Annotated in this window: 26 protein-coding genes; 9 read left to right on the forward strand and 17 right to left on the reverse strand. The window is 72.8% G+C overall.

Annotated features, from left to right (window positions below):
- Positions 1-3 precede the first annotated feature (3 nt).
- The 3 genes from GGQ91_RS20665 (at position 4) to GGQ91_RS20675 (ending at position 2,021) form a co-directional block, all read left to right on the forward strand.
- A complete protein-coding gene (locus GGQ91_RS20665; RefSeq protein WP_043387185.1) occupies positions 4-651 on the forward strand; it encodes a BON domain-containing protein in 648 nt (215 codons plus the stop codon).
- Between the two features lie 99 nt (positions 652-750).
- Entirely contained in the window at positions 751-1,557 is an 807-nt protein-coding gene (locus GGQ91_RS20670) for a universal stress protein (protein ID WP_043352654.1), read from the forward strand.
- A 17-nt stretch (positions 1,558-1,574) separates the two neighbouring features.
- Positions 1,575-2,021 (forward strand): host attachment protein, encoded by a 447-nt coding sequence (locus GGQ91_RS20675; protein ID WP_043352661.1) that lies wholly within the window; start codon positions 1,575-1,577, stop codon positions 2,019-2,021.
- Positions 2,022-2,356: 335 nt separating this feature from the next.
- On the opposite strand, the gene GGQ91_RS20680 is transcribed toward GGQ91_RS20675, so the two are convergent.
- Genes GGQ91_RS20680 through GGQ91_RS20690 form a run of 3 tightly spaced genes read right to left on the reverse strand, consistent with a single transcriptional unit; the run spans position 2,357 to position 4,377 of the window.
- Positions 2,357-3,217: a universal stress protein gene (locus GGQ91_RS20680; protein ID WP_182592749.1), complete on the reverse strand. Its 861-nt coding sequence runs from the start codon at positions 3,215-3,217 to the stop codon at positions 2,357-2,359.
- A gap of 12 nt (positions 3,218-3,229) precedes the next feature.
- Entirely contained in the window at positions 3,230-3,562 is a 333-nt protein-coding gene (locus tag GGQ91_RS20685) for a c-type cytochrome (protein ID WP_053610283.1), read from the reverse strand.
- Positions 3,562-4,377, reverse strand: coding sequence for a universal stress protein (locus tag GGQ91_RS20690; RefSeq protein WP_043387218.1), 816 nt, complete (start codon positions 4,375-4,377; stop codon positions 3,562-3,564). The genes GGQ91_RS20685 and GGQ91_RS20690 overlap by 1 nt, the downstream gene beginning before the upstream one ends.
- Positions 4,378-4,589: 212 nt before the next feature.
- Here GGQ91_RS20690 and GGQ91_RS20695 point away from each other — a divergent pair, with 212 nt between their 5' ends.
- Positions 4,590-5,585, forward strand: coding sequence for an ABC transporter ATP-binding protein (locus GGQ91_RS20695; RefSeq protein WP_043352660.1), 996 nt, complete (start codon positions 4,590-4,592; stop codon positions 5,583-5,585).
- A 94-nt stretch (positions 5,586-5,679) separates the two neighbouring features.
- Here GGQ91_RS20695 and GGQ91_RS20700 read toward each other — a convergent pair whose 3' ends face one another.
- Genes GGQ91_RS20700 through GGQ91_RS20710 form a run of 3 tightly spaced genes read right to left on the reverse strand, consistent with a single transcriptional unit; the run spans position 5,680 to position 7,544 of the window.
- A complete protein-coding gene (locus tag GGQ91_RS20700; protein WP_043387193.1) occupies positions 5,680-6,663 on the reverse strand; it encodes a zinc-dependent alcohol dehydrogenase family protein in 984 nt (327 codons plus the stop codon).
- A gap of 10 nt (positions 6,664-6,673) precedes the next feature.
- The gene (locus tag GGQ91_RS20705; protein ID WP_043352669.1) at positions 6,674-7,318 is read right to left on the reverse strand and encodes a BON domain-containing protein; all 645 of its coding nucleotides are present in this window, start codon (positions 7,316-7,318) and stop codon (positions 6,674-6,676) included.
- Between the two features lie 25 nt (positions 7,319-7,343).
- Positions 7,344-7,544 (reverse strand): hypothetical protein, encoded by a 201-nt coding sequence (locus GGQ91_RS20710; RefSeq protein ID WP_043759288.1) that lies wholly within the window; start codon positions 7,542-7,544, stop codon positions 7,344-7,346.
- A gap of 132 nt (positions 7,545-7,676) precedes the next feature.
- Between GGQ91_RS20710 and GGQ91_RS20715 the strand changes: the two genes are divergently transcribed.
- Complete coding sequence (locus tag GGQ91_RS20715) at positions 7,677-10,223, forward strand: phosphoketolase family protein (RefSeq protein WP_182592750.1); 2,547 nt, start codon at positions 7,677-7,679, stop codon at positions 10,221-10,223.
- Between the two features lie 402 nt (positions 10,224-10,625).
- Here the strand turns inward: GGQ91_RS20715 and GGQ91_RS20720 are convergent, their stop codons facing one another.
- From GGQ91_RS20720 to GGQ91_RS20755, 8 genes are all read right to left on the reverse strand, one after another.
- Positions 10,626-11,339: a Crp/Fnr family transcriptional regulator gene (locus GGQ91_RS20720; RefSeq protein ID WP_158713301.1), complete on the reverse strand. Its 714-nt coding sequence runs from the start codon at positions 11,337-11,339 to the stop codon at positions 10,626-10,628.
- Positions 11,340-12,019: 680 nt separating this feature from the next.
- On the reverse strand, positions 12,020-12,496 hold the full coding sequence (locus tag GGQ91_RS20725; RefSeq protein WP_081948758.1) for a hypothetical protein: 477 nt from the start codon (positions 12,494-12,496) through the stop codon (positions 12,020-12,022).
- Between the two features lie 11 nt (positions 12,497-12,507).
- Positions 12,508-13,158, reverse strand: coding sequence for a BON domain-containing protein (locus GGQ91_RS20730; RefSeq protein WP_182592788.1), 651 nt, complete (start codon positions 13,156-13,158; stop codon positions 12,508-12,510).
- 72 nt (positions 13,159-13,230) lie between these two features.
- Entirely contained in the window at positions 13,231-13,578 is a 348-nt protein-coding gene (locus GGQ91_RS20735; RefSeq protein WP_043352687.1) for a DUF1476 domain-containing protein, read from the reverse strand.
- A 90-nt stretch (positions 13,579-13,668) separates the two neighbouring features.
- Positions 13,669-16,272, reverse strand: coding sequence for a magnesium-translocating P-type ATPase (gene mgtA, locus GGQ91_RS20740; RefSeq protein WP_182592751.1), 2,604 nt, complete (start codon positions 16,270-16,272; stop codon positions 13,669-13,671).
- 39 nt (positions 16,273-16,311) lie between these two features.
- Positions 16,312-17,676, reverse strand: a complete 1,365-nt coding sequence (locus GGQ91_RS20745; RefSeq protein WP_182592752.1) for a S41 family peptidase — start codon at positions 17,674-17,676, stop codon at positions 16,312-16,314.
- Between the two features lie 73 nt (positions 17,677-17,749).
- Positions 17,750-19,408: a bifunctional aminoglycoside phosphotransferase/ATP-binding protein gene (locus GGQ91_RS20750; RefSeq protein WP_182592753.1), complete on the reverse strand. Its 1,659-nt coding sequence runs from the start codon at positions 19,406-19,408 to the stop codon at positions 17,750-17,752.
- Complete coding sequence (locus GGQ91_RS20755) at positions 19,369-19,854, reverse strand: SPW repeat protein (RefSeq protein ID WP_182592754.1); 486 nt, start codon at positions 19,852-19,854, stop codon at positions 19,369-19,371. Before GGQ91_RS20755 ends, GGQ91_RS20750 begins: the two co-directional genes overlap by 40 nt.
- A 138-nt stretch (positions 19,855-19,992) precedes the next feature.
- On the opposite strand from GGQ91_RS20755, the gene GGQ91_RS20760 reads away from it, so the two are divergent.
- The 4 genes from GGQ91_RS20760 (at position 19,993) to GGQ91_RS20775 (ending at position 24,421) form a co-directional block, all read left to right on the forward strand.
- Positions 19,993-20,394: a DUF6455 family protein gene (locus GGQ91_RS20760; protein ID WP_182592755.1), complete on the forward strand. Its 402-nt coding sequence runs from the start codon at positions 19,993-19,995 to the stop codon at positions 20,392-20,394.
- Entirely contained in the window at positions 20,387-23,083 is a 2,697-nt protein-coding gene (locus tag GGQ91_RS20765) for a cation-translocating P-type ATPase (RefSeq protein WP_179697328.1), read from the forward strand. The genes GGQ91_RS20760 and GGQ91_RS20765 overlap by 8 nt, the downstream gene beginning before the upstream one ends.
- A 103-nt stretch (positions 23,084-23,186) precedes the next feature.
- Complete coding sequence (locus tag GGQ91_RS20770; protein WP_236952731.1) at positions 23,187-23,453, forward strand: hypothetical protein; 267 nt, start codon at positions 23,187-23,189, stop codon at positions 23,451-23,453.
- Between the two features lie 107 nt (positions 23,454-23,560).
- The gene (locus GGQ91_RS20775; protein ID WP_182592756.1) at positions 23,561-24,421 is read left to right on the forward strand and encodes a universal stress protein; all 861 of its coding nucleotides are present in this window, start codon (positions 23,561-23,563) and stop codon (positions 24,419-24,421) included.
- A 47-nt stretch (positions 24,422-24,468) separates the two neighbouring features.
- On the opposite strand, the gene GGQ91_RS20780 is transcribed toward GGQ91_RS20775, so the two are convergent.
- From GGQ91_RS20780 to GGQ91_RS20790, 3 genes are all read right to left on the reverse strand, one after another.
- Complete coding sequence (locus tag GGQ91_RS20780; protein ID WP_043354333.1) at positions 24,469-25,161, reverse strand: helix-turn-helix domain-containing protein; 693 nt, start codon at positions 25,159-25,161, stop codon at positions 24,469-24,471.
- A gap of 120 nt (positions 25,162-25,281) precedes the next feature.
- The gene (locus tag GGQ91_RS20785) at positions 25,282-25,506 is read right to left on the reverse strand and encodes a hypothetical protein (protein WP_043354335.1); all 225 of its coding nucleotides are present in this window, start codon (positions 25,504-25,506) and stop codon (positions 25,282-25,284) included.
- A gap of 84 nt (positions 25,507-25,590) precedes the next feature.
- Complete coding sequence (locus tag GGQ91_RS20790) at positions 25,591-25,959, reverse strand: SPW repeat protein (protein WP_043387222.1); 369 nt, start codon at positions 25,957-25,959, stop codon at positions 25,591-25,593.
- Positions 25,960-25,970: the final 11 nt, after the last annotated feature.

Below are 25,970 nucleotides of genomic sequence, written 5' to 3' on the forward strand. Positions count from 1 at the left end.
GACATGGGCGACAAGCTGATCCGCCAGAACGTCATCGACGAGTTGGACTTCGACCCGAGCATCGACGCCGCACATATCGGCGTCGCCGTCGAGAACGGCATCGTCACGCTCACGGGCCACGTCGCCAGCTACACGGAGCGCGTCGCCGCCGAGAAGGCGGCCCAGAAGGTGCGCGGGGTGCGCGGCGTCGTCGAGGAGATCAAGGTCCGCTTCGGCGGCGAGACGCCGCCGCGCGACGAGGACCTCGCCCAGCGCGCCGTGCAGATGCTCGACTGGTCCGCGACCGTGCCGAAGGGTGCGGTGCAGGTGAAAGTTCAGAACGGCTGGGTGACGCTGACCGGCCGGGTCGACTGGCAGTATCAGAAGGAAGAAGCCTACCGGTCGATCAAGCGCCTCGCGGGCGTGGCCGGCATCCTCAACACCATCGAGGTGGCGCCGAAGGCGAGCGTGCCCGATGTGCGTGCGAAGATCCTGGCGGCGCTGAAGCGCAACGCCGAACTCGAGGCGGACGCCATCAAGGTCACCGTCAAGGACGCGAAGGTCGTCCTGGAGGGCAAGGTGAACGCGTGGCACGAGCGCCGGCTCGCCGAGAACGCGGCGTGGTCGGCGCCGGGCGTGCGCGCCGTCGAGGACCACCTGACGCTGGGCTGACGGACGCGGGGCTGAGGCCCGAACCGACGGGGGGCGCCGGCCGGGCCCGCCGTCATCCCGCCGCCATCCCGCCGCCGTCCTTCGAGCCGGAGACGTTCCATGACCTATGCGAGCATCATGGTCGCCATGGACCTGACGGATGGCGCGCGAAACCGCGTGCGCCTGGCAGGCCGCCTCGCCGACGACTTCAACGCCCGCCTGATCGGCGTCGCCGCGGAGCAGCCGGCCTATGTCGTCCCGCCGGTGGGCCCGACGCCGGCGAGCGCCTACGCGCTGGCCGATTCCGGCGAGACCGTCCTGAACGACCTCCGGGTCGCCCACGAGGCCTTCGCGGCGGCGGCCGGCGGCCGCAACCGCCTCGAGTGGCGCTCCAACCTCGATGTCCCGGTGGCGTTCCTGGCGGCACAGTCCGCGGCCGCCGACCTCGTGGTGGTCGGCCGCGGAGTCCCCGGGCCCCCCCTGTTCGCGGTGGATCCGGCCGATGCGGTCATGCAGCTCGGCCGTCCGGTGCTGGTGGTGCCGCCGGATCTGGACCATCTCGACGCGAAGCGCGTGGTGATCGGCTGGAAGAACACGCGCGAGGCGCGCCGGGCGGTCTGGGACGCGCTGCCCTTCCTGAAGCGCGCCTCGGAGGTGCTCGTCGTCTCCGTCGACGACGGAGCCAGTTCCGAAGGGCAGGATACCCTCCGCCTCCTTCAGGCCCATGACGTCTCCGCGATCCGCGTCCGGCGCGATGCCCAGGGCGAGTTGGTGTCCCTGGCGCTCGTCGAGGCGGCGGCAGAGCATGGGGCGGACCTGATCGTCACGGGCGCCTACGGGCACGGGCGTCTGCGCGAGTGGGTCGTCGGCGGCGTCACCCGCGAACTGCTGGCCGGCGCCCCGGTCTGCTGCCTGATGAGCCACTGAGAGCAGGGATGGGCGGCATGTCCGATACACGCACCCGCATGATCCCGCACGGCGGCTACGTCGTCGTCTGCGACGGCCGCAAGGCCCTGGTGCTCCGCAACGTGAGCGTCCACCCGAAGCCGGACCTCCAGGTCCAGCTCGCGTTCGAGGCGCCCCCGAACCCGCCGACCCACGCGCAGGGCACCGATAGGCCGCCGCGGGTCAGGCTCGGAGACCAGCGCAGCGCCATCGCGCAGACGGACTGGCATGATCTCGCCGAGCGACGCTTCGCGAAAGCGGTCGCTCACGCGCTGGACGCCTTCGATCCGGTCACGGCCCTGATCGTCGTCGCCCCGCCGAAGACCCTCGCCGAGATGCGGCGCGCGTTGCCCGAGCGCCTGCGGCGGGTCGTCGTGGCGGAGGTCGACAAGGATCTGACCAAGCACCCGGTCGAGGAGATCGAGCGCTGCCTCGCCAATGCCTGACCCCGCGCCAGAAGCCGACGCGCCAGAAGTCGACGCGGCAGGGGCCGACGCGGCAGGAGCCGACGAGGCCGGGACGCCGCCGGCCCCATGCCCGGGGGACTGGAGCGCGGCGGACGCCGCCGCGGCCCGGGTCCTGATCGACGCCATCCTCTCGCGCCACGGGGCGGCGTTCCGGGACCTGTTCTGGCGCGCCGTCGATACCGGCTACAATTGCGCTCTCCGGCCGGATCCGGACGCAGAGGCGCAACCCGCGCCCCCCGGACCGGGCTGCGGCGGTGGAACTGCATCGCGACCGGGCGCCCGGCCGAAACCGAGCCCTCTGCCCAGGCCCGCACTCAGTGGGCCATGAGCACCGGAATGCCGGCGTGTTCGATGACATGGCGGGTGACGCCGCCGAGCAGGAACTCGCGCACGCGGCTGTGCGTGTAGGCGCCCATGGCCAGCAGGGAGGCGTTGCGCCGTCCCGCCTCCGCCAGGATCGCCGCGCCGACCGGGGTCCCGTCCTCGACCGGCAGACTGACGGCCTCCGCCACGATGCCGTGCCAGCGCAGATAGGCGCACAGATCCGCTGCCCGCACCTCCGCGAAGCGCTCGGTCTGCGCGTGCACGACCGTGACGCGCGCGGCCTCGTGCAGCAGCGTGATGGACTGGCCGATCAGCCGCGTCGCCTCCAGGCTGCCGTTCCAGGCGATCACGACGTGGTCCAGCAGGTCGTGGGGGATGTGTTCGCCGACGACCAGGGTCGGCCGGCCGACGGCGAACAGGGCGGTGTCGAGGGCGCGGCCCGTGAACGGCTCGTCCGGATCCGGGCGGTCGACGATGACGAGGTCGTTGACCCGCCCGGTCAGCGTCAGGAGCGGCTCGACCTCTCCGGAGAGTTCGGTCCACGTCGCGAAGGTGGCGTCCAGGCGCTCGGCCTTCGCGATCACCGGCACGCCCGCGCGTCCGCACCACGCCTCGAAGGCCGCCTTGCTCTCGGCCGCCGATTCCCGGACGCTCTGCTGGATGGCCTCGATGGTCGTGCCGTCCATCGGCACGAGGCTCGCCATGGCGGCCAGCACGTGCTCCGGGCCGGGCGCCATGAAGGCGACGCCGATATGCGCGTGCAGGCGCCGCCCGAGGCGCAGGGCCGCCTCCAGCCGACGCGTCGCGTCGATCCCCGGGCCGGTCGGGACGAGGAGGCAGCGGAGGTACATCGAGGCTCTCCCTCAGCGTTCCAGCGATTTGAGGTAGGCGATCAGGTCTTGCGCCTGGTCCGGATCGAACCGGAACTCGGGCATGGTCGGGTGGCCCGTGCGGATCCCCTCGGTGAGCGCCTCGCCGAGATCCTCGACGGGGTAGCGCGTGTGGAGATCGCGGAAGGGGGGCGCGGCCCGCAGCGGGCTTTCCCCGGCCCGCCCGATGGCGTGGCACCGGGCGCAGTTGGTCCGCGCGAGGGTCTCGCCTTGCCGGATCTGCAGGTTCCAGGCCGGCGCCGACACGGCGGGCAGAGGCGGGAGGGCAGCCAGGACGCCGGCGAGAAGGAGGCGGGTCGTGCGCATCAGTGGCTCATCAGGCAGCAGACGGTGGTGGTCTCCAGCATCTCGCGGGTCGCGCCTCCGAAGACCCACTCGCGCAGCCGGGAATGGCCGTAGGCGCCCATGACGATCAGATCCGCCTCCTCCCGCCGGGCGAAGCGGAGGATCTCGTCCGCGACGCTGATCTCGGGCTTGTGCAGCAGGTGCGTGGCGACGCGGATGCCGTGCCCCGACAGGTACGCGGCGACGTCCGTGGCGCCTTCGCGGCGCGCCTCCGGACCCGCGACCGCGACATGGACCTGGTCGGCCCGCACCAGGAACGGCAGGGCGTCGTGGACGGCCCTGCGCGCCTCGCGGGTGTCCTTCCAGGCCACGACGATCCGCTTGGCCGAGAGCCGATGGAGGCCGGGCGGCACGATGAGGACGGGACGCCCCGCCTCCATCAGCAGGCCGCCCGCGGCGACACCCATCGGCCCGGGATCGCCGTCGGCCGGCCCCTGACGGCTCACCACCACGAGGCCGGCGGCGCGGGCCTGTTCCACCAGGAAGGCCAGGGGCTCGGCCAGCGCCTCCCGCCACGCGGTCCTGACCCGCTCGCCGGCCTCGCGCTCGAACAGCGCCCGCCCTTCGGCCAGCTCCTCCTTCGCCCGCGTCTCCTCGATCTCGAAGATGCGCTGCGACGCGTCGGCGCTCTCGACCGGGATCATGGTGACGAGCTGCCGCGCGGCGACGCCGATCAGGGTGGTGTCGAAGCGCCAGGCGATGTCGGCGGCGAGCCGGACGCGGTCGACGGCCGTGGCCCCGCGGTCGACCGAGACCAAGATGTTGGAGATCCGCATGATCACCTCCCGGCGCGGGCCCGTCCGCCCGGCCCGGCGACTCTTGCCCGTGCGGGTGGCCGGGGCCTTGATCCAGCTCAACCGCACCGGGGCCGCCGCAAGCCGCGAGGGCGCGTGTCCCGCCGCGCGGTGGGCGCGATGTCCGGGACGATTGACCGATCGCAATGCCCGGTCCCGCCGGATGGGGACATGAGGTTGCGGATGGAGGTCTCATGCCGTCCGCTTCCGCGATCCTGGCTTCAGGCCTGCCCGGTTTCGGGCCCTCCCGCGATGGGCTGGCGACGCCGCGGACCCTCCCGGCCTTCATCGCGAGCGCGAGCGGCGCCCATCAGCTGGCCCTGGTGGCGATGGCGACGGCCCTCTTCGTGGCGGATCTGGCGCCCCTCGAGCTGCAGCGGCGGGTCGTCAACGCGGCCCTTCCCGGCGGGAGCGCCCGAACCATCCTCCTGCTCGCGGCCCTGTACATCGCGGCTGCCACGGCGATGGGGGCCCTCAAGCTCGCGCTCAACATATACCGCAGCTACGTCAGCGAGAGCGCGGTCCGCCGGCTCCGCAGGACGCTGCTGCAGGACCTCGGCACCCTCGCCCCGGGCGACCGTGCGGCGGTCGAGGGCGTGGAGGTCTCCCTCGTCCTGGCGGAGGCGGAGCCGGTCGGCGCCTTCGTCGGCGTGAGCGTCTCGGAACCGGTCCTGGAGGGCGGCATCGTGCTGGGGACGTTCGGGTACATGCTGTACCTCAACCCGCTGATGGCGGCCCTGGCGCTGGCGGTGTTCGTACCGCAGATGGTCTTCGTGCCGCTGATGCAGCAGGCGATCAACCGCCGCGTGGTCGCGCGGACGGGCGCCTTGCGCCGCATCAGCGGCGGCATCATCGGCCGGCACCGACACGAGGCCACGGGGCTTCAGGACGCGCGCATCGAGCGGGTGTTCCGGCTCAACATGGGCATCTTCAAGCTGAAGTTCTCGATGAACTTCCTCATGAACCTGATGCACCACGCCGGGGTGGCGCTGACCCTGGGGCTGGGCGGCTACCTCGTGGTGAACGGCGAGACGGATCTCGGGACCGTCGTGGCCTTCGTCGCGGGCCTGAGGCAGCTCAACGATCCGTGGGGCGGCCTGATCGACTGGTTCCGGGAGTGGCGCGTCACGCTGGCAAAGTACGCCCTGCTCCGGCAGGCCCTCGACACGCTCCCGCGGCAGGGCGCCTGAGGCGGCGTTCCGGCCGGACCGCCCCCGCCGATCGCCCGAAACCGCCTCGACCCGGTGCCCCGCCCGGACGGCCTCGCGCCCCCGGGACGTGGGATCAGGGCACGAGGACCGCCGCGCCCCGGAGGGCGCCGGACCGGTGATCCGCCACGGCCTCGTTGGCGCGGGTCAGCGCGTAGGTGCGGGTGTGCGTGACGAGGCCGGCCTGCGGCACGACGGCGAAGAAGGTGCGGGCGTCCTCGCGCGTGAGGTTCGCCACCGAATGCACGGAGCGCTCGCCCCAGAGCCGGTCGTAGGGGAAGGCCGGGATGTCGCTCATGTGGATGCCGCCGCAGACCACGCGGCCCCCCTTGCGCAGGGCGCCGAGGGCCCGCGGGACGAGGTTCCCGTCCGGGGCGAAGATCAGGGCCGCGTCCATCGGCTCGGGCGGCGCCTCGTCCGACCCGCCGGCCCACGCGGCCCCCAGCGTGCGCGCGAAGTCCTGGGCGTCCCGGTCGCCCGGCCGGGTCAGCGCGAACACGCGCCGCCCCTGCCAGCGGCAGATCTGGGCGACGATGTGGGCGGCCGCCCCGAACCCGTAGAGACCGACCGTTCCGGCATCGCCGGCCATCCGCAGCGTGCGCCAGCCGATCAGCCCGGCGCACAGAAGGGGCGCCGTCGCGACCGGGTCCAGGCGCGCGTCGAGCGGGATGGTGAAGGCGGCCTCGGCCAGGAGATGGCTCGCGAAGCCGCCGTCGCGGGTGCAGCCGGTGAAGCCGGGGGCGTCGCAGAGGTTCTCGCGCCCCGTCTCGCAGTAGGCGCAGTGCCCGCAGGCATGCCCGAGCCAGGGCACGCCGACCCGCATGCCCGGTCGCGGCGCCGTCACGCCCGCGCCGACCGCCTCGACGCGCCCGACGACCTCGTGTCCCGGCACGATGGGATAGACGGCCTGGGGCAGGTCGCCGTCGATGACGTGGATGTCGGTCCGGCAGACCGCGCAGGCCTCGACCCGGATGCGCACCTCGCCCGGCCCGGGGTCCGGGTCCGGACGCTCCTCCGGGACGAGGGCCGCGCCGATCTCCCGCAGGACCATGGCCAGCATCGGGCCGGCCTCACGCGAGGGTCAGGCGATCCTCGACGGCGCGGACGCCGGGCGCCGACCACGCGGCCCGCTCGGCGATCTCGCGCTCGCTCCAGACATCGACGCACCCGTCGAGGGTGACCTTGTCGCCGTCCACGTGCACGCGGATCGTATCCGGATCCCGCGCGCTCCGTCTCAGGGCCGCGAGGATGCGGGACTTCACCTCGGTGGCCTGCGCGAGCGGCTTCACCGCGATGAGATTGACGATGTCGGTGACGCCGGCCAGGCGCCGCAGCGCCTGATCGACGGCCGCCTTCTGGTGATAGAACGGGACACAGCCGTCGAGCGTGACGCAGCCCTTCTCGACCTTGAGCGTGACCGCGTTCTCCGGGATCTGCACGTCCCATGCGAGCACCCGGGCGCAGCGCTCGGCCAGGGCCTCGTCGCCGACGATGGGGCAGTTCGGATAACGGACCTCGATCCGCTCCACCACGCCCCGCACGCCGCGGACCCGCAGCACGACGCGCTCGGCGATGCCCTTCTCGGCGTAGTTGCGGACATGCCCCGTCAGGGTCACGATGCCGTTCTCGACGGTGACGCCGATCTGCGCCGCGTCGATCATCGGAGCGTATTCCAGCTCGTCGAGCACATGCTGGTGCACGGTCTTGTCGTCCATCACCCGTCTCCCCGCGTCGCTCGGTTCAGAGGACCAGCCAGAGCAGCACAGTCGTCACCGCCGAGGCCGCGATGGCCAGGGCCAGGGCCTGCAGACTGCCGATGCGCCCGTAGTGGTAGCCATCCGCCACGACGCGCCGGCCCGCGTCGTTCCGCGGCTCGAGCCTGAGCGGCATCCATACGCGGCGCACCGTCCGGATGTGGGTGGATCGAAGCACCAGGGTCATCGTTCGCTCCCGTCTTGGCTGACGGGGCCATCTTGCCGTCCTGCCCGGGGAGGGCCTTGATCCACCTCAACGCCGCCGGGCCCGGCCCCCGGCAGGGTCCGCCCCGGGTTACGGATCCGCCGGGAGGCCGACATGGACGCGAGGCACGGCTCGAAGGAGCGCCGCGACGGCGAAGGCCGGGACGACGGACACGGCCTGGCCTTCGTGCCCGGGCCGCTCGGACCCGATGGCCTCGGGACGATCGACGCCTACTGGCGCGCCGCCAACTACCTGTCGGTCGGGCAGATCTACCTCATGGCCAACCCGCTCCTGCGCGAGCCGCTCAAGGCGGAGCACGTCAAGCCGCGGCTCCTCGGCCACTGGGGGACGACGCCCGGCCTCAACTTCATCTACGCGCACCTGAACCGGATCATCCGGCAGCGCGACCTCGACATGATCGCCGTTTGGGGACCGGGCCACGGTGCGCCGGGTCTCGTGGCCAACGCCTACCTGGAGGGCACCTACAGCGAAATCTACCCGGACGTGGCCCGGGACGCGGTCGGGATGGGCCGCCTGTTCCGGCAGTTCTCGTTCCCCGGCGGCATCCCGAGCCACGCCTCGCCCGAGCTGCCGGGCTCGATCCACGAGGGCGGCGAACTCGGCTACTCTCTGGCGCATGCGTTCGGGGCAGCCCTCGACAACCCGGGCCTGACCGTCGCCTGCATCGTCGGGGACGGCGAGGCCGAGACCGGGCCGCTCGCCGCCGCCTGGCACGCGAACAAGTTCCTCGACCCGTGCTCCGACGGCACGGTCCTGCCGATCCTGCACCTCAACGGCTACAAGATCGCCAGCCCGACGGTCCTCGCCCGCATGCCCGCGGACGAGCTGCGCAGCCTTCTCGTCGGCTACGGCTACGCGCCGGTCTTCGTCGAGGGCGACGACCCGGCCCCGATGCACCAGGCCATGGCCACGGCCCTCGATGCCGCCTTCGACACCATCGCGGAGATCCGGGCGCGCGCCGGACGCGGCGCCGTCGAGCGGCCCCGTTGGCCCATGATCGTGCTGCGCAGCCCCAAGGGCTGGACGGGGCCGCATTGCGTGGACGGCAAGCCCGTCGAGGGCACATGGCGCGCGCACCAGGTGCCGGTCGCCGCCGTCCGGGAGAACGCGGAGCACCGGGCGATCCTCGAAGCCTGGATGCGCTCCTATCGTCCGGAGGAGCTGTTCGCGGAGGACGGCGCCCTCGTCCCCGAACTCGCCGCGCTGCCGCCGAAGGGGGCGCGGCGCATCTCGGCCAATCCGCACGCCAACGCGCACAAGAGCGCGCCTCTGCGCCTACCCGACCTGAGCGTGGCGGCCGTCGCGGTGCCGGAGCCCGGCCGCACCAGGGCCGAGGCCACCCGCGCGCTCGGGGCCTACCTTCGGGAGGTGCTGACCCTGAACGCGCCGGCGCGCAACTTCCGCATCATGGGGCCGGACGAGACCGCCTCGAACCGCCTCGACGCGGTCTTCGCGGTGACGAGCCGCGCCTGGCAGGAGGCGATCCTGCCGGGCGACGAGAACCTCGCCCGCGACGGCCGCGTCATGGAGGTGCTGAGCGAGCACCTCTGCGAGGGCTGGCTGGAGGGCTACGTGCTGACCGGGCGGCACGGCCTGTTCGCGACTTACGAGGCCTTCGCGCACGTGGTCGATTCGATGGTGAACCAGCACGCCAAGTGGCTGAAATCCGCGCGCGACCTGCCCTGGCGCCGGCCGGTGCCGTCCCTCAACATCCTTCTCTCGTCCCATGTCTGGCGGCAGGACCACAACGGCTTCAGCCACCAGGACCCCGGCTTCATCGACTTCGTGGCCAACAAGCGGGGCGACACGGCCCGCATCTACCTGCCGCCGGACGCGAACACCCTGCTCTGCGTCATGGATCATTGCCTGCGCACCTACGACCGCATCAACGTCGTCGTGGCCGGCAAGCAGCCGGCCCTGCAGTGGTTGAGTCTGGACGAGGCCGTCCGCCATTGCGCGGCCGGCGTCGACATCTGGGACTGGGCCTCCAACGAGGGTGCGGGGGAGCCGGATGTGGTGATGGCCTGCGCGGGCGACGTGCCGACCCAGGAGACGCTCGCCGCGGTGGATTGGCTGCGCCGACATGTCCCCGCGCTCAAGGTCCGGGTGGTGAACGTCGTCGACCTGATGACGCTGCCTGCGCCCGAGACGCACCCCCACGGGCTCGACGACGCAACCTTCGACAGCCTGTTCACCTCCGATCGGCCCGTGGTGTTCGCCTATCACGGCTATCCGTGGCTCATCCATCGGCTGACCTACAAGCGGACGAACCATGGCAACTTCCACGTCCACGGCTTCATCGAGGAGGGCACGACCACGACGCCCTTCGACATGTGCGTGCTGAACCGCCTCGACCGCTTCCACCTCGCGCTCGCCGCGCTGCAGACGGTCCCCCATCTCGGGGCATGCGCCGAGCATGCCGAGCAGGCGCTGCGGGATGCCTTGGCGGCCCATCACGCGTATGTCCGTCGCACCGGCGACGACCTGCCGGAGGTGCGGGATTGGGTCTGGCCGGACCGGCATGCGCACCCGCATCCGGACCGTCGGCGGATCGACGGCGACATCATGCAGTGCGGTCCGACCACGGGAAAAGAGCCTCGCCCGGGCGAAACCCTGGACGACTGGACGGTCGTCACCTGAGGCCGGGCGATGATCCGCGTCCTCGACGCCGGCGCCTCCAGCCTGCGCCGCGCCCTGTCCCGGCCGGGTGCCGACGACCCGGCGTGGCGCGCCCGCGGTCGCCGACACCGGTCATGAGCGGCGCTCCCGATCGGAGGCCTCGACGCGCCGGTGCTGGGCGCGCTGGACGAACCCCCCGGGCGTCCCTTCCTGACTGCGATCACGGTATCGGTGCCCGACCTTCGGGGTGTCGCGACGGCCCGAAGCGCGCGTGCCGCCCGAGGCGTCTTCGAGGCGTCTTCGGGCCGTCTTCGGGGCCGCGCCATCCCCCGGGCTGGACGCAATCGCGGATGAGTCCCTCCGCGAGGGCCACCCCAAACCCGGATCCGGGGGGAGCCGAACCCGGGCCGTGTCCACCCCGGGTCAGGGGGGCGGGAAATCCAGGTTCAGGTAGGCAGGGTCGAATTCGGCGACCTTCCGGAGACCGTCCCAGTCCTCGATGGTCATCCATCGGCATCGCTTGGACACGAGCCCGGCCTGCTGGAGCCTCTTCATGGTCCGGTTCGCGTGGACCGATGTGAGGCCCAGGGCGCTGCCGAGTTCCGTCTGCGTCAGGGGCATCGGAAATCGGAAGGCCTCGGTCATGCCGGCCACCGCGGCCCGGGTGAAGAGTTCGCAGATCAGGTGCGCCATCCCCGCATAGGCTTGACGGTGCCCCGCATTCAGGAGCCAGCGGCGGGTTATGGCCGCCTCGGTGGCGGTTTCGACCTGAATCAGACGGCCGATGCCGGGATGCCGCTCGACGAGCCCGTGCAGGACGCCGTGCGGAATGATGCCGATGCGGCATGGGGTGAGCGTGGCGATGACATGATCCATCTCGCCCCGCAGAAGGCCCTGCAGGTCCAGGGCGTCGCCGGCGAGTTGCAGGCCGAGAATCTGCGGCCTGCCGTCCTTCAAGGGGACGTACCGGCACGTCCAACCCTCCAGCAGAAGGCGGCATTCGGTCGGCGTGTCGCCCTCGCGCACGATGTCCGTGTCCGCCTCGACGTTCACGACCCGGGATACGGATGCGGCGAGGGCATCGATCTCCGCGGCCCAGACGCCGCCGGACCGATCCAGCCTGCGCCGGATGGTCAAGGTCCAATCCACGCCCGACGGGCGCGTGGGGTCGCGGGCGAACTTCCGCCGGCCCGTCTGCGCGTCCCGGGCGCGTGCCAGGGGGAGTGTCGGCGGTAGTGTCGGGGGCCGTGTCGGGGGCCGTGTCGGGCCAGGGGGGGATTGCGCCGCCTCGCATCCCTGGGCGGTGATCGCTTCGTGGCTCAGCCTTGAGCGCGTCTTCCCTTCGGCTATCGACATCATGCGCCCCCAGTCTCGCTGGATGGAAACAGGTCGGCGCCGCGCCGCGGTCGTGCCTTGCGGTGGATCAAAGGCGCCCGGTTCGAAGCCTCCACGCCATCCGGCATCGCGGCACGATGCACCGCCTGCCGCCCGGCGGCCCCCGGAGATCATCGCCGCACCCTGAGGGACGGCGGGGGGCTGCACGCTCCATCGCGCTCACGCGCGCACACCCCCCATCCCGACCCCGCCATCGCGGCCGTCGCGCCCCTCCGTCGAACCGACGGAATGGGCTGCGATGTCGGCCGGCCTTACCCATCGGTACAGGAGACGGTCGACCGCGCCGGCCCGGGCGAGCGGCAGATCGCGCCAGAAGGTGCGCCACCGCGTCAGAAGGGTGCTCTCGGCGGGCCCGAACTCCGACGGAGGCGGGCACGGAGGCGGGCACAGGGGCAAGACGGGACAGTCCGCGCCCCCGCCCGTCATGATCCGTCCCCGCCGTCCGGATGGGTGAGGCGGGCGACCTTGAACGTGCGGTAGACCGCGCCGCCGGCGTCCCGGATCGAGACGTACTCGCCTTCGACGAAGACGTGGGTACCCAGATGGTAGCCGGCCTCGTCATCCTCGTTCGTCCAGTCCTCGTAGTCGATCAGCCAAGTCGCGCCGCCCTCGCCACCGGCCCGGTGCACCAGGCGGCCGTGCCGGTCCGGCTCGCCGATCCAGAAGCGGCGGACGCGGCACCGGTCGCGGGTCTCGCGCCAGAGCGCCGGGTCGAGGTGCCCGTCTGGCGTGAGGGGCGCCACGATCTCGTAGCCCCGTCCGGTGCTGCCGTCCGGATGCTCCGGGCAGCGCGCCAGCGTCAGCGTCACGCGAGACAGTCCGGGCCGGGCATCGGGTTTCCCCGGAGGTCGTCCACCCTGGAGCGGGGCGGCGTCGAGCGCGTGCGATTCGCCGGACATGGCGGTCCTCCTCAGCTCAGGGCCACGATGCGGTCCTCGACGGCGCGCACGCCCGGCACCGACCACGCGGCGCGCTCGGCCGCATCGCGCTCGGCCCAGGCCGTCACCGCCCCTTCCAGGGTCACCTTGTCCCCCGTGACGGTGACCTTGATCCCCTCCGCCTCGAACAGGGCGCCCCGCCGGAACGCCTCCAGGATCTTGTCCTTGACCGCCGCCGGCGGCACCTGCCGCCGGATTTCGATGAGGTTGGTCACGCCGTGCACGCCGGTGAGCTTCCGGACGGCCGCCTCGGCGCCCGCCACTTGGTACTGCCAGTCCACCGTGCCGGTCAGCGTGACCCAGCCGCCGGCCACCTTCACCTGGATGGCGTCCTTCGGGAGATGCACCGACCAGTCGATGATCGCGAGCGCCCGGGCGGCGATCTGGTCGTCGGCCACTTTCTTCTCGTCGGCGTAGCGGACCGCGATCCCCTGCGCGATGGCGCGCACGCCCCGGACGCGGCGCACGGCGCGCTCCGCCTCCACCTTCTCGGCGTAGCTGCCGACATGGCCGTTGAGCGTCACCACCCCTTCGGAGACGGCGACGCCGATATCCCCGGCGTCCAGGCTCGGGTCGAAGTCGAGTTCGTCGAGCACCGCCCGGCGCAGGTCCTTGTCGGTCATGGGGTCCTTCCTCATGGCGTGTCTCCCGATCGTTCTGGCTGGCGCGGGGGCTCCTCGGCGCTGCGGCGCGGCCTAGACGGAGGAGCCTCGATTCAGCGCGACGCCGACGCGCCGCTCGGCCTGGGCGAGCGCGGCGCACCGCTCCAGCTCCGTGCGCAGGCGGGGGATCGTCGCGTCGATGCCGGCCGCCCCGAGATCCGACCGAAGCCTGTCGATCAGCGCTTCGTCCTCGGTCACGACGGCGTACTCCGTGACGGCGGTGACGTAGTCTTCCGCCGCCTGGCCGGTCAGGTTCATCCGCTCGGAGGCCCAGGCGGCCAGGAGCCGGTTGCGCCGGTTGCGGGCGTGGAACCGCGCCTCTTCCTCCTGGACGAAGCGGCGTTCGGCGGCTCGCTCGCGCTCGTCGAACGTCGTGGTCATGGAAGCCTCCATCCCGTGAGCGGTGCCGGACCGCGCCGGCTGCGGTGCGGCCATCCTTCAACCGGCCGACGCCGCCGGCCTTGAGGCAGATCAAGGTTCGGCGCGCCGATGGCGGGCGCGGTGCGGCGGGCGGGCGGCCCAGGGCTTCACGGTCTCGACCGCCGCGAGGTAGGCGAGGGTGATCAGCGCGATGCCGAGGAGCGTCGGGAGGGGCGGGGCCTGGAAGCCGAACCAAGGCCCTGCCGGCGTGAAGGGAAGGGCCAGCGCGGCCGCCAGCGCGGCGAGTGAGGAGCACGCCAGCGCCGCGCTCGGACGATCCCGCCAGGGGCGCCCGCTCGTCCGGATGACGAAGATCACGAGGATCTGCGTCGCCATGGATTCGAGGAACCAGGCCGTCCGGAATTCCTCCGCCGAGGCACCGAAGAGGAAGAGCAGGGCGCCGAAGGTCAGGAGGTCGAACAGCGACGAGAGCGGGCCCATCACGCCCGCGAACCGGAGGATGGCCGCCATGTCCCAGACCTGTGGCCGGGCGGTCGCGGACGGCGCCACATGGTCGAAGGGGATGCCGACCTCCGAGAGGTCGTAGAGCAGGTTGTTGAGAAGGATCTGCGTCGGCAGCATCGGGAGGAACGGCAGCGTCACCGACGCGACCGCCATCGAGAGCATGTTGCCGAAGTTCGAGCTCGCGCCCATGCGGATGTACTTCAGGATGTTGGTGAAGGTCCGCCGCCCCTCCTCGACGCCGTCGGCGACGACCGCGAGGTCCGAGGCGAGCAGGATCATGTCGGCCGCGGCCTGCGCGACCCCGGTCGCGCCCTCGACGGAGAGGCCGATATCGGCCTGCGCGAGGCCCGGCGCGTCGTTGATGCCGTCACCCAGGAAGCCCACGATCGCGCCCCTGGCCTGAAGCGCCCGCACGATGCGCGCCTTCTGGTCCGGGGTGAGCCGTCCGAAGGCGTCCACCTTGCGGGCCTGCACCGCGAGCGCCGCATCGCTCAGGGCCGCGACCTCGGAGCCGGACAGGACCGTGGTGGTGTGAAGCCCGACGAGGCTCGCGAGGCGGCGCACGACCACCGGGTCGTCGCCGGACAGGATCTTCAGGCGCACGCCGGCGCGCGCGAGCCGCGTGACGGCGGCGGCGGCCGTCGGTTTGGGCGGGTCGGCGAAGGCGCAGAAGCCCTCGAAGACGAGGTCGGCCTCGTCCGCGGTTCCGGGCGGCCGCATGGGCCCCGACCAGGGCCGCGACGCGACCGCGATGGTGCGCAGCCCCTCCTCGGCCAGGCTCCGGACCTGCCCGAGGGCCGCGCCGCGTTCCTCCGGGCCCATCGGCTCCGTCCCCTCGCCGGCGCGGCGCGCGGTGCACAGCGCCAGGACCGCCTCCGGCGCGCCCTTCAGGATCAGCAGCGGCCCCTCCGGTCCCTGCGCGAGGACCGACCCGGTGCGCCGCCCGTAGTCGAACGCCCGCTGGCCGGCCAGGACCCACGCCCGGCCCGCGTTCGGGTGATGGTCGATGAGGGCCGCGTCGAGCGAGCTGCGATCCCCGCCGAGATCGGCCGCGACCGCCGCGAGCCGCGACGGCCGCCCGTCCTCGCGGCCCGCCGGATCGAGGCTCCGGCCCAGGGCGATCTCGGCCGAGGTCAGCGTCCCGGTCTTGTCGGTGCACAGCACCGTCATCGCGCCGAGGTCGTGGATCGCGGCGAGCCGCTTCACGATGACCTTGCGGGCCGCCATGCGCAGCGCGCCCCGCGAGAGCGTCACCGTCGTGACCATCGGCAGCAGTTCCGGGGTGAGGCCGACGGCGAGCGCGACCGCGAACAGGAGGGAGTCGAGCACGGGGCGGCCGAGCACGACGCGGGCGGCCAGGACGCTGAGCACCAGGGCCAGGGTCAGCCGGGCGACCATGAGCCCGAAGGCGTGGAGGTCGCGCTGGAAGGGCGAGGATGCCCGCGTCTCGGCCAGAACCGAGGCCGCCGCGCCGAACATCGTGGCGGGGCCGGTCGCGACGACGAGGGCGGTTGCCTTGCCCGTCCGCACGACGGCGCCGCGGAACACGGCGTTCGAGGCCTCCGCCGGCTCTGGAGACGTCACCGGCCCGGCCCGCTTCTCCACCGGGTAGGGCTCGCCGGTCAGGGCGGCCTCGGCCACCGTGAAGGCGTCGCCGTCGATCACGAGGGCATCGGCCGGGACGATGTCGCCGGCCCGCATGCGCAGGATGTCGCCGGGAACCACCTGCTCCACCGGGACCGTGACGAAGCTGCCGTCCCGCCTGACCTCAGCCTTCAGCGCCACCGTGTGGCGCAGGGCCTCGGCGGCCCGTGTGGCGTGGCCCTCCTGCACCGTGTCGAGGCCGATGGACAGGCCGAGGATGGCGACGATGATGACGCCTCCCACCACGTCGCCGGTCACGACCGAGACGAGGCCGGCCGCGATCAGGATCAGGGCGAGCGGTTCGAGCAGGCGGCGGAGCACGGCCTGCAGGGCGCCGCCGGCCCGCGTCCCGGCATCGCTGTTCGGCCCGTAGCGTTCGAGCCGTCGCGCGGCGTCGACCGCGCCGAGCCCGTCGAGCCCGCATCGGAGCTCGGCGCAGAGCGTCTCGAGGCCGCGCACCCAGAACGCCCCGCTCGGCCCGGGCGACGACAGCTCCGTCGGAGTGGCGATGTCGCGCGCGCGCGCCGGAACCGCCGTCATCTCCATGGGTCGACCCGTCGCTCTCCCGCTCGCGGCGGCACGACATCACCGGTTGGGACTGGGGTCGTTGCGGTGGATCAAGCCGCCGCCGCCGCTCTGGCTGACGGCCAGGAGATGCTGCACGGCCGCCGTCAACGGCCGGTCCCGCGACGGATCGATGAGGCCGTCCGCGACGAAGCCGTCCTGCAGCGAGCCGCCGCCCGCACCGGGCTCCGGCGATAGGCGGCCCTGCGTCCCGGCCGCCATGCCGTCCGGGGTCACCACGCGGTCGGGTGCGATGCCGTTGCCGTCCACCCGGCGGCCCGCGGGCGTGACGAACCAGGCCGTGGTGAGGCGCAGCGCGCGCCCGTCGCGGTGGGCATAGGTGGTCTGGACCGCCCCCTTGCCGTAGGTGCGCGTCCCGATGAGAATCGCGCGCCGGTGATCCTGAAGGGCGCCGGCGACGATCTCGGCCGCGGACGCGGTCCCGCCGTCGACGAGCACGACCAGCGGAAGGCCGTCGATCACGTCGGCACCGGTCCTGTCCAGCGCGAACCGCTCGACGCTGCCGGGGTCCCGGCCGACCAGGCGCACGATCTCGCCCCGTCCGAGGAAGGCCCCGGCCACCGCGACGGCCTGCACGACGAGGCCCCCCGGATTGCCGCGCAGGTCCAGGATGAACCCCGTGAGCCTGTCACGGCCGATGCCGGCCTTCAGGTTCGCCACCGCCCTGAGCAGCCGGCCGGTCGTGAATTCGTCGAAGTGGTCGAGCCCGAGATAGGCGACGGTATCCAGGGCTTTCAGACGCACCGGGTGCAGCGGCAGCCACTCCCGGATCAGGACCATCTCGGCCGGGGCAGGCTCGCCCGGCCGGACGACCCGCACGCGCACCGTCGAGTCCGGCTCTCCGCGCAGGCGGTCGGCGACCTGGTCGGGCGCGATGCGCCCGATGGCGACGCCGTCGATCTCCTGGATGATTGTCCCGGGCGTGAGGCCGGCGCGCGCGGCCGGGGCATCGGGAAGCGTGCGCCGCACCGTCCCGTCCGCGTCGACGACCACGCCGATGCCGGCATAGCTTCCCGTATCCTGCTCATCGAGCCGGCGGAACTCGGCCGCGGTGAGGTAGTGTGAATGCCGGTCCAGCGCGGCGAGCATTCCGACGATGGCCGCGTCGATCAACGGACCGTCGCCGCGCATATCGGCCGCCCGTGACCGGATGGCGTGGAATGCGGCCCCGAAGAGCCGCAGGTCCCGATAGGGCGAGTCCTGGAACCCGTCCGGGCGTAGGCCGGCATCGGGTGCGGCGGGGCTCGTGAGCAGCGCGCCGGCGGCGCCGGCGAGCCAGGCCGCCCCGGCGAGGCAGCACGCGGCGCCGCGACCGGTCGGCCCCCGGTCGCGTGCCGCCTTGCTTGCGATCGGTTTGAACGGCATCGCCCGGTTCGACGTCCACGCGCGCGGTGAGGATGGCTCTCCGCGCCCGGCCTCGCCTTGACGTGCGTCAACGTCACCGCGTGTGCGGAGGCGGGCCCTGCGCGATGGCGATCGTCGTCGGAACGCCCCGTGCCCGCTCCGGCCGATCCGGCGGGGTTGGGGTCGCCGGTGACCCGTCGGGTGGCCGGGCCGCCGGCCAGCCCGTCACGCCGGCGCTCCCCAGGAGCGACAGGACCGTCGCGCGCAACGCGTCCACGGGCTGATCGGCGCGGAGCTCGTGCCACGCGAGGGCGCCGCGACCCCGCGCGACCTGGGCCGCCAGGACCGTCGCGGTGGCATCCGAAGGGTCGCCGGCGCGGCTGTCGATGCGGCGCGCGAGCAATGGGGCCGGGGCCTCCAGCCAGACGCCGCAGAACCGGGCCCCCCGGTCTCGGGCGAGGGCCTCGATTTGCGCCCGCTCGGTCGGTCGGTCGAAGACCGCATCGGCGACGACGCAATGGCCCGCGGCCAGGACCCGCCCGGCGTCCCGCCGCAGGATCGCGTAGACGCGCCGCGACACGGTCTGGGCATAAGCCGCCGCCGGGAGCCGCGTCAGGGCGTCGACCCCGTGCAGGCGCTTGCGGATCCGATCGCTCGACAGGATCCGAGCGCCCGGGGCCGCGCCGAGCCAGGGGGCCGCCGCCGCCGCGACGCTCGACTTGCCGGAACCGCTGAAGCCGCCGACCGCCAGGAGGCCCGCCGGCCTGTCGGTCAGCAGGTCTTCCCCGAGGGCGAGATACGCGCGCGCCTCGGCGGTCCTGGCGGCGGCGGCCGCGCCGGTTCCGTCCGCCGCTTGAGCCGCCGTGACGTGGGCGCGGATCACCGCGCGCAGCGCCATCAGGACCGGCAGCAATCCGAGACCGTCGGTCTCGTCCGCCTCATCGAGGTAGCGATTGAGCAGGAGGTTGGCGAGGTCGAAGCGCGACCGGTGCCAGAGGTCCATGAGGACGAAGGCGAGGTCGTACAGGATGTCGGTCGTCGCGATGGTCTCGCTGAACTCGATGCAGTCGAACGGCGTCGGCTTGCCCTCGAACAGGCAGATGTTACGCAAGGTGAGGTCGCCGTGGCAGCGGCGGACCTTGCCGGCGGCGCGGCGGGCGTCGAGCAGGGGGGCATGCCGCGCCAGAACCGCCCGGAACCGCGCCGTCAGCGTCGCCACCGCGCCGGTCGAGGCGAGCCCCGTCGCCCGGAGCGCCGCCGCGTTCAAGTCGACGAGCGCCGTCAGGGCGGCGGCCCCGCCCTTGTCGCGGTGGATCTCCGCGCCGGCATGGAAGGCGGCGATGACCTGGGCAAGGTCCGCGATATGGTCCGGTCCGAGGCGCCCCTCGCACGCCAGGGTGTCGAACAGGTCCGCCTCCGGGAACCGCCGCATCTCGACCACGGCGTCGACGAGGTTCCCGGTCCCGTCGAAGGCCAGGCCCCCGTCCGGTCCGTGCGTGATCCGCCGGGCGCCGAGGTAGAGCGCGGGTGCCGTGCGGCGGTTGAGCACGACCTCGGCCTCGCAGGCTGCGAGGCGCCGCTCGGGGGTCGAGAAGTCGAGATAGGGGAAGCGGACGGCGCGCTTGAGCTTGAACACGCGGCTGCCGGCCAGGAAGAGCCGGGAGATGTGGGTGGTTACGGTCTCCACCTGCCCCATCCCCGACAGGGCGTGCGTCAGGAACGCGGCGACGGCGTCCTGGTCCCCGGTCGACATGCGGATCGATCCTCGCTGACCCTGGGCGTCGCGCGGGCCGCGGGCGGCGCGGTTTGCCAAGCAGATTTCTGGGCAGATTTCTGGGCCGATTTCTGGGAGGCGGGTAGGTCCCGCAGCCGCCACAGCCAGGAGCCGGCCGAGACGAGGAGGGCGACGCCGAGGCCCACGTGAGCCCAGGCCGCGGCGTCCTGGAAGCCCAGCGCCCAGGGGGCCGCGCAGGACCAGAGACCGGCCGCCCCGATGGCGTACACTTCTCCCTCACGGGTGCGCATCAGCGTCAGGGCCGCCAAGGCCAGGATCGTCGCCCCGGTGATCCAGGCGTTCCAGGCCGCGATGTCCTCGGATCGGAAGCCGAAGTACCAGGGCGCCAGGATCAGGCCCGCCCCCAGCATGAGGTTCCAGCCCCCCAGGAAGATGTCTTCCGGCTGGTTGTCGATGATTCGCATCGCCCCTCGTCCCCGGGGTGTGGCGGGCCCTGGGCCGCCGCCGACCGAGATGTGCGCCGATGTCGCCGGATCGGCCTTGAGATGGATCAAGGGCGCCGCCGCCGCGGTGGGGCACGCAGGGACTTTCAGGAGTCTGTGATGGCCGCACCAGCCGACAAGACCGACCCCTTCGATCCATTCGGCGTCGCCGCCGCGATGACCGGATGGTGCTGCCTCCTGAAGGCGGCGCAGGAAATCCGGGACATCGACCAGGAGATGATGGAGACGATGATGGAGGCCGACGCCGCGGCGCCCGCCGGCCTGTCGCCGGAAGCCGGCGCGAAGCTCCAGGGCGTCGTCAGCCTGATGCGACGCCTGCAGCTCGACCCCGAAGCCGTTCGGCGGAGCGAGCCCGAGACCATGCGGGCGCTCGAGTCCGCTTGCCGGGCCTGCGGCGCGCGGAGCCGCTGCGAACGCGAGCTCCGGGCCGGAACGGCGGCCCGCACCTACCCGGATTTCTGCCCGAACGCCGCGCGCCTCGACCGGCTGCGCCATGCTTGAGCGGGATCCGGCCGAGGATCCCGAATGGCCCAGCCCGCCGGCCGCGACCGGGTGCCCGGCGGCGGGGACGAAACCCGTCCATGCCCTGCCGGTCGCGGAGGTTCCAGGGCGTTTCGAGACCGCCCTGCCTGCGGGCCTGACCGATGCGGAGGCCCGGCAACGGCGCGCGCGGTTCGGCGCGAACGTGATCGCCACGACCGAGAGGGCCGGCAGGCTGTCCCTGCTCCTGCACCAGCTCGCGAGCCCCGTCGTCTACCTGCTCGCCGCGGCCGGCGGGCTCTCGCTCTACTTCGGGGATTGGCAGGAGGCGGCCGCCGTCATTGCGGTGCTGGCCATCAATACCGGCCTCGGCTTCTTCACCGAGCTGCGGGCGGTCCGATCCGTCGAGGGCTTGCGGTCGCTCGGGACGCGCTCGGCCCGCGTCCGCCGCGACGGGCACATCCGGGTCCTGCCCGCCGAGGATCTCGTCCCGGGCGACATCGTGCTGATCGAGGGCGGCGATGCGGTCCCGGCCGACATCCGGCTGGTCGAGGCGTCGAACCTGGGCGCCGACGAGTCGACCCTCACGGGGGAATCCGTGCCGGTGGACAAGTCGGCACAGCCGGTCGCCGCGGAAGCACGCCTCGCGGAGCGCGCGTCGATGCTGTTCCGGGGCACGCTGGTCACCCGCGGGAGCGGTGCGGGTGTCGTGGTCGCGACCGGCGCGGCGACCGAACTCGGGGCGGTGTCGCGCCTCGTCGCGCAGGCCGACCCGGAGGGATCGCCCCTGGAACGGCGCCTGGGCCGCCTGTCCGGCCAGATGGTCTGGGCGGTCCTGGGGGTGGCCGTTCTCCTGGCCGGCCTCGGCATCGCAACCGGCAAGGATCTCCGCCTCATGACCGAGGCCAGCATCGCGCTGTCGGTCGCGGCCATTCCGGAAGGCCTGCCCATCGTCGCGACCCTGGTGCTCGCGCGCGGCATGTGGCGGATGGCCCGCAGGAACGCGCTGATCGAGCGCCTGTCGGCCGTCGAGACGCTCGGCGCCACGACGGTCATCCTGACCGACAAGACGGGGACGCTCACCGAGAACCGGATGACGGTGCGGCAATTGTCGCTGCCCTCCGGGCAGGGGGACCTGGCCGAGGGAGGGCCATCGATCGAAGCCGGACGCCTGCTCCGCGTTGCGGTGCTCTGCAACGACGCCGCGCTCGGATCGGGCGCCGGAGACGGCAGCGGCGACCCGATGGAACAGGCGCTGCTGCGGGCGGGGCGGTCCGCCGGCCTCGACCGCGCGGCCCTCGGGCGCGACCGCCCTCTCGTGGGAAAGCACGCCTTCGAGGCGGCCGTCCGCATGATGGCCACCGTCCATGCTGCGGGGCCGGGCTTCTGGGTGGCGGTCAAGGGCGCCCCGGAGGCCGTGCTCGCCGCCTCGCGGCGCACCGGTGACGGCGCGCATGATCGTCCCCTCGACGCGGGCGACCGCACCCTGTGGCGACGCCGCGTCGAGGATCTGGGGGCACGGGGCCTGCGGGTCATCGCCTGCGCCGAGAGGACGGTCGCGGACCCGGGAAGCCCGCCCTTCGAGGATCTCACGTTCCTCGGGCTGGTCGGGTTGGAGGACCCGGCCCGGGAGGACGTGCCGGCGGCGATGGCGGCCTGCCGCGCCGCGGGCATCCGCGCGGTCATGGTCACCGGCGATCACGCCGTAACCGCCCGGAGCATCGCCCTCGCGGTCGGTCTCGCCGGTCCGGGGGACCGCATCGCGGAGGGCGTCCCCGATGCCGGCCTGCCGGACGGGCTGGAGGATGTCGCGGTCTTCGCCCGCGTGAGCCCGGCCGAGAAGCTGGCGCTTGTCCGCGCCTACCAGGCGAAGGGCGAGGTCGTCGCCATGACCGGCGACGGCGTCAACGACGCCCCGGCGCTGAGGCAGGCGGATATCGGCGTCGCGATGGGCCGGCGGGGGACGGACGTGGCGCGCGAGGCCGCCGCCATGATCCTCCTCGACGATGCCTTCCCGACCATCGTGGGCGCGATCCGCGAGGGGCGGATCATCTTCGACAACATCCGCCGGTTCGTCACCTATCTGCTGGCCTGCAACCTGAGCGAGGTGATGGTCGTCGGGCTCGCGGTCGTGTCGACGCTGCCGCTACCGATCCTGCCGATGCAGATCCTCTACCTGAACGTCGTGACCGACGTGTTCCCGGCCTTCGCCCTGGCCCTCGGCGAAGGCCGGGACGACATCCTCCGGCGACCGCCGCGGGATCCGAAGGAGCCCATTCTGGGGCGGGCGCAATGGACGCGGATCGGCCTGCACGCCGCCGCGATGACGGCGGCGACCTTCGCGGCCGGCGCCGCCGCCACGTTCTGGCTCGCCTTCGATCCGGCCTCGGTCGTGACCGTCACGTTCCTGACGCTCGCCTTCGCGCAGCTCTGGCAGGTGTTCAACATGCGCGCCTCCAGCGCGCCGCTCCTCCGCAACGAGGTCACCCGGAATCCCTGGGTCTGGGCCGCCCTGCTCCTGTGCACGGCGCTGCTCGTCGGCCCGGCCTATCTCCCGCCGGTCGGCCGCCTGCTGGGCCTCGTCCCGCTCGATCGGAACGGCTGGATGCTCGTCCTCTCGGTGAGCCTCGCACCGCTCCTGGTCGTCCAACTCGCCACCCTGGCGGCAGGAGCCCGCCGGCCGTCCGGGCGCGACGGCCGTCCGACGTGAGGTCCGGTGCCCCTCCGCGCCCACGGCCCGCGCGCCTTCGTGTAAGCTGTCGTCCATGAGCAGGATCACGACGGACCCGACCGCAGCGGATTGGGATGCACGAATGGAGCGGCTGACCGGCCGCCTTCCCGGGCGCCTGCGCGATGCGGTCACGTGGCTGAGGAAGCCCTCGCGGCGGCCGGCGCGGTTGGCGGCGGCGCTCGCCCTGATCGGCGGCGGCTTGCTGTCGTTCCTGCCGATCCTCGGCCTCTGGATGCTGCCCCTCGGCTTCGCCCTCCTGAGCGAGGACATCCCGGCGCTGAAGCCGCGGCTCGAAGCGATGGCGCGGGCGGTGGAGCGGTTCGTGTCCCGCTTCCGCAAGAAGCCCTGACCGGATCGGGTGATCCGGCGCGGTCGCCGACGGTCCGGCGTTGAGCTGGATCAAGGTCGAGCGGCCGCACCCGTCGAGACTCGGGCGATCGGCAGCCCGGAGCTCTCATGTCCCTCCCGTCCTCATCGCCCCTCGCCGCCTTGCGCGACATCCTGGTCGCCGTCACCGAGGAGGGCCGCGGCGACGAGCCCGGAACGGCGCTTGGCTATGGCCTCACGCTCGCCGCCGCGGCGGGCGCCCACCTCACCGTCCAGTCCGCGGCCCGCCGTCTCACCATGGTGGGCGGCGCGGGATTGGGGTTCGTCGACGGCCTCGTCGCGGACGAGAACCGGCGCCTGCGCGTCCTCGCCCAGGCCGTCGCCGAACGCGCCGCCGGGGATGCCACCCGTGCGGGGGTGACCTGTACGACCGAGGCGCCCGCGCTGGCCTACCCGGATCTGATCGCCCGGCTCACCGCCCGCGCGCGCCTCGCCGACCTGACCATCCTGGACGCGGAGGCGCGGGAGGTCGATCTCGACCGCGACCTGATCGACGGACTCCTGTTCGGCAGCGGTCGCCCGCTCATCGTGGTGCCTGCGGGCTGCTCGGCCTGGCCTGCCGGTCGGATCGTCGTCGCCTGGGACGGCAGCGCCCAGGCCGCGCGGGCGGCGAACGATGCCCTGCCGTTCCTGCGCGCCGCCGAGGCGGTCGAGATCGTGTCCGTCGTCGGCGAGAAGGACCTGTCGGCCGCGGTCGCCGGCGCCGAGTTCGCGCCGCACCTCGCGCGCCACGGCGTGACCGTGTCGGTGAACGTCCTGCCGGTCGTCGACGACGTCGCGGAGACGCTCAGGACCCAGGCGGGCCTGTTCCGCGCCGACATGCTGGTGATTGGCGCCTACCGGCACGCCCGCCTGAAGGAATGGTTCTTCGGCGGCGTGACCCAGTCGCTCCTGGCCCGCAGCCCCCTTCCGCTGTTCCTCGCCCATTGACGGCGCGGCATCACGATCCGTCGCGACCCGCCGGGGCGGCGTCGCGCTCAGTCCTCGATCATGCGGTGGAGCCGGGCCCGTCTCAGGCTGACCTGGCGGCCGCCGACGCGTTGCAGGGCCCCGTCCTCCTCCAGCTGCGAAAGGGTGCGCGACACGGTCTCGATGGTCAGCCCGAGAAAGTCGGCGATGTCGCGCCGGGTCATCGGAAGGGCGAAGGTCCCGGTGCCGCCCAGGCGTGCGTCCACGTCGATGAGGAAGCTTGCCACGCGCTCCGCCGCCGAGCGGCGCCCGAGCAGCAGCATGTGATCCTGGGCGTGCCTCAGATCGTTCGTGGCCATGTCCCAGAGCTGGCAGGCGAACTCGGCCCGGTCGGTCGCGGCGCGCTCGACCTGCCGCCGTTTGAAGATCAGCACCTTGGTGTCGGTGAGCGCCTCGGCGCTGTGGCGGTGGATCTTGCCCTGCTCGAACCCGAACAGGTCGCCGGGCAGGCGGAAGCCGGTGATCTGACGACGGCCGTCGCTCAGCACCTTGTGCGTGCGCACCGCGCCGCTGACGACCTTGTAGACGAACTCGGCCTCCTCGCCCTCGCCGTAGACTTCCTCCTCGCGGGCGTAGGAGAACGGCGTCCCGATCACCTCGGGGCAGCCCGCGAACAGGGCGCTTGCGTCCAGGCTCGGGAAGGGCGCCGAATGGCCTGCCGGGATCTGCGTGGACGTCCGTGCGGTGTAGTCGGTGCTCATCGCTTCGCTCCTCACCTCGTCGTGGGAGCGAGATTGGCCGTCCTCGGGGAGCGATGAAATTCCGGTTCGTGTCTTAAGCGAACTTGCTTACGGACAATTACGTAGTGCCGCGCGTCGGGCTCAGAGGCCCGCGGTCGTCGCGAATGCCCAGGCGGGAACCGGGTCGGGGAGCCCGGGCAGGCCGGAGCGCCCCGCGAGGAGGGCGCCCACCAGGGTGGCGAGCCCGTATGCCAGCACGCCCAGAACCAGCGTGAGGACGTCGGCATGACGGCGCAGGGCGTGGATGCCCGCGCAGCCGACCGTGAAGGACGCGGCGGCCGCGAGCGCGACGGGGTCGAGGGGCATGGCAGCCTCCTGGAAACGATGCCGTGAGGGACGCGGCCGCGCGCGGCGCAGGGCTGTCGCGGCCGTTCCGGCGCCCGGCCCGCCTCAGACCGAGCGCGCCTGGGGCGACACGTAGAGCCGCCGGAGTTCGAACGCGGCCAGGGCGGCCACCGCGAGCCCGACCCCGACATGCACCCCCATGGCGCCCCTGGTCTCCGCGAAGCCCAGTGCCCACGGCGCCATGGCCGCCCATAGGCCGAGGGCGAGGTTGAGGTACTCTTCCCAATCGTAGGTCCGGCCGAGGGCCAGCAACGCGACGACGGTGATGGCGCCGCCGCTGAGAAAGGCGTTGCGTGCGGCGGCGGAATCGTAGCTCAACTCCAGATACCAGGGTGCGAGGACGAGCGTGATCCCGAGGAGGATGTTGAGCGCGTTCGGGATCATGTCCTCGGTTCGGTTCTCGATGGTTCTCATCGGCTTCCCCC

The organism is Methylobacterium fujisawaense (assembly GCF_014138435.1).
Classification (GTDB): Bacteria; Pseudomonadota; Alphaproteobacteria; order Rhizobiales; family Beijerinckiaceae; genus Methylobacterium; species Methylobacterium fujisawaense.

What these genes read in the sequence shown, in the direction of transcription:
- GGQ91_RS20750 (WP_182592753.1), bottom strand. Translation starts at nt 19,408, where the DNA reads ATGTCGACCGGGGACCAGGACGCCGTCGCCGCGTTCCTGACGCACGCC.
- GGQ91_RS20680 (WP_182592749.1), bottom strand. Translation starts at nt 3,217, where the DNA reads ATGTACCTCCGCTGCCTCCTCGTCCCGACCGGCCCGGGGATCGACGCG.
- GGQ91_RS20670 (WP_043352654.1), top strand. Translation starts at nt 751, where the DNA reads ATGACCTATGCGAGCATCATGGTCGCCATGGACCTGACGGATGGCGCG.
- GGQ91_RS20745 (WP_182592752.1), bottom strand. Translation starts at nt 17,676, where the DNA reads ATGCCGTTCAAACCGATCGCAAGCAAGGCGGCACGCGACCGGGGGCCG.
- GGQ91_RS20790 (WP_043387222.1), bottom strand. Translation starts at nt 25,959, where the DNA reads ATGAGAACCATCGAGAACCGAACCGAGGACATGATCCCGAACGCGCTC.
- GGQ91_RS20780 (WP_043354333.1), bottom strand. Translation starts at nt 25,161, where the DNA reads ATGAGCACCGACTACACCGCACGGACGTCCACGCAGATCCCGGCAGGC.
- GGQ91_RS20715 (WP_182592750.1), top strand. Translation starts at nt 7,677, where the DNA reads ATGGACGCGAGGCACGGCTCGAAGGAGCGCCGCGACGGCGAAGGCCGG.
- GGQ91_RS20755 (WP_182592754.1), bottom strand. Translation starts at nt 19,854, where the DNA reads ATGCGAATCATCGACAACCAGCCGGAAGACATCTTCCTGGGGGGCTGG.
- GGQ91_RS20710 (WP_043759288.1), bottom strand. Translation starts at nt 7,544, where the DNA reads ATGACCCTGGTGCTTCGATCCACCCACATCCGGACGGTGCGCCGCGTA.
- GGQ91_RS20700 (WP_043387193.1), bottom strand. Translation starts at nt 6,663, where the DNA reads ATGCTGGCCATGGTCCTGCGGGAGATCGGCGCGGCCCTCGTCCCGGAG.
- mgtA (WP_182592751.1), bottom strand. Translation starts at nt 16,272, where the DNA reads ATGGAGATGACGGCGGTTCCGGCGCGCGCGCGCGACATCGCCACTCCG.
- GGQ91_RS20775 (WP_182592756.1), top strand. Translation starts at nt 23,561, where the DNA reads ATGTCCCTCCCGTCCTCATCGCCCCTCGCCGCCTTGCGCGACATCCTG.
- GGQ91_RS20770 (WP_236952731.1), top strand. Translation starts at nt 23,187, where the DNA reads ATGGAGCGGCTGACCGGCCGCCTTCCCGGGCGCCTGCGCGATGCGGTC.
- GGQ91_RS20695 (WP_043352660.1), top strand. Translation starts at nt 4,590, where the DNA reads ATGCCGTCCGCTTCCGCGATCCTGGCTTCAGGCCTGCCCGGTTTCGGG.
- GGQ91_RS20725 (WP_081948758.1), bottom strand. Translation starts at nt 12,496, where the DNA reads ATGTCCGGCGAATCGCACGCGCTCGACGCCGCCCCGCTCCAGGGTGGA.
- GGQ91_RS20760 (WP_182592755.1), top strand. Translation starts at nt 19,993, where the DNA reads ATGGCCGCACCAGCCGACAAGACCGACCCCTTCGATCCATTCGGCGTC.
- GGQ91_RS20685 (WP_053610283.1), bottom strand. Translation starts at nt 3,562, where the DNA reads ATGCGCACGACCCGCCTCCTTCTCGCCGGCGTCCTGGCTGCCCTCCCG.
- GGQ91_RS20730 (WP_182592788.1), bottom strand. Translation starts at nt 13,158, where the DNA reads ATGACCGACAAGGACCTGCGCCGGGCGGTGCTCGACGAACTCGACTTC.
- GGQ91_RS20665 (WP_043387185.1), top strand. Translation starts at nt 4, where the DNA reads ATGGGCGACAAGCTGATCCGCCAGAACGTCATCGACGAGTTGGACTTC.
- GGQ91_RS20765 (WP_179697328.1), top strand. Translation starts at nt 20,387, where the DNA reads ATGCTTGAGCGGGATCCGGCCGAGGATCCCGAATGGCCCAGCCCGCCG.
- GGQ91_RS20785 (WP_043354335.1), bottom strand. Translation starts at nt 25,506, where the DNA reads ATGCCCCTCGACCCCGTCGCGCTCGCGGCCGCCGCGTCCTTCACGGTC.
- GGQ91_RS20675 (WP_043352661.1), top strand. Translation starts at nt 1,575, where the DNA reads ATGTCCGATACACGCACCCGCATGATCCCGCACGGCGGCTACGTCGTC.
- GGQ91_RS20735 (WP_043352687.1), bottom strand. Translation starts at nt 13,578, where the DNA reads ATGACCACGACGTTCGACGAGCGCGAGCGAGCCGCCGAACGCCGCTTC.
- GGQ91_RS20690 (WP_043387218.1), bottom strand. Translation starts at nt 4,377, where the DNA reads ATGCGGATCTCCAACATCTTGGTCTCGGTCGACCGCGGGGCCACGGCC.
- GGQ91_RS20705 (WP_043352669.1), bottom strand. Translation starts at nt 7,318, where the DNA reads ATGGACGACAAGACCGTGCACCAGCATGTGCTCGACGAGCTGGAATAC.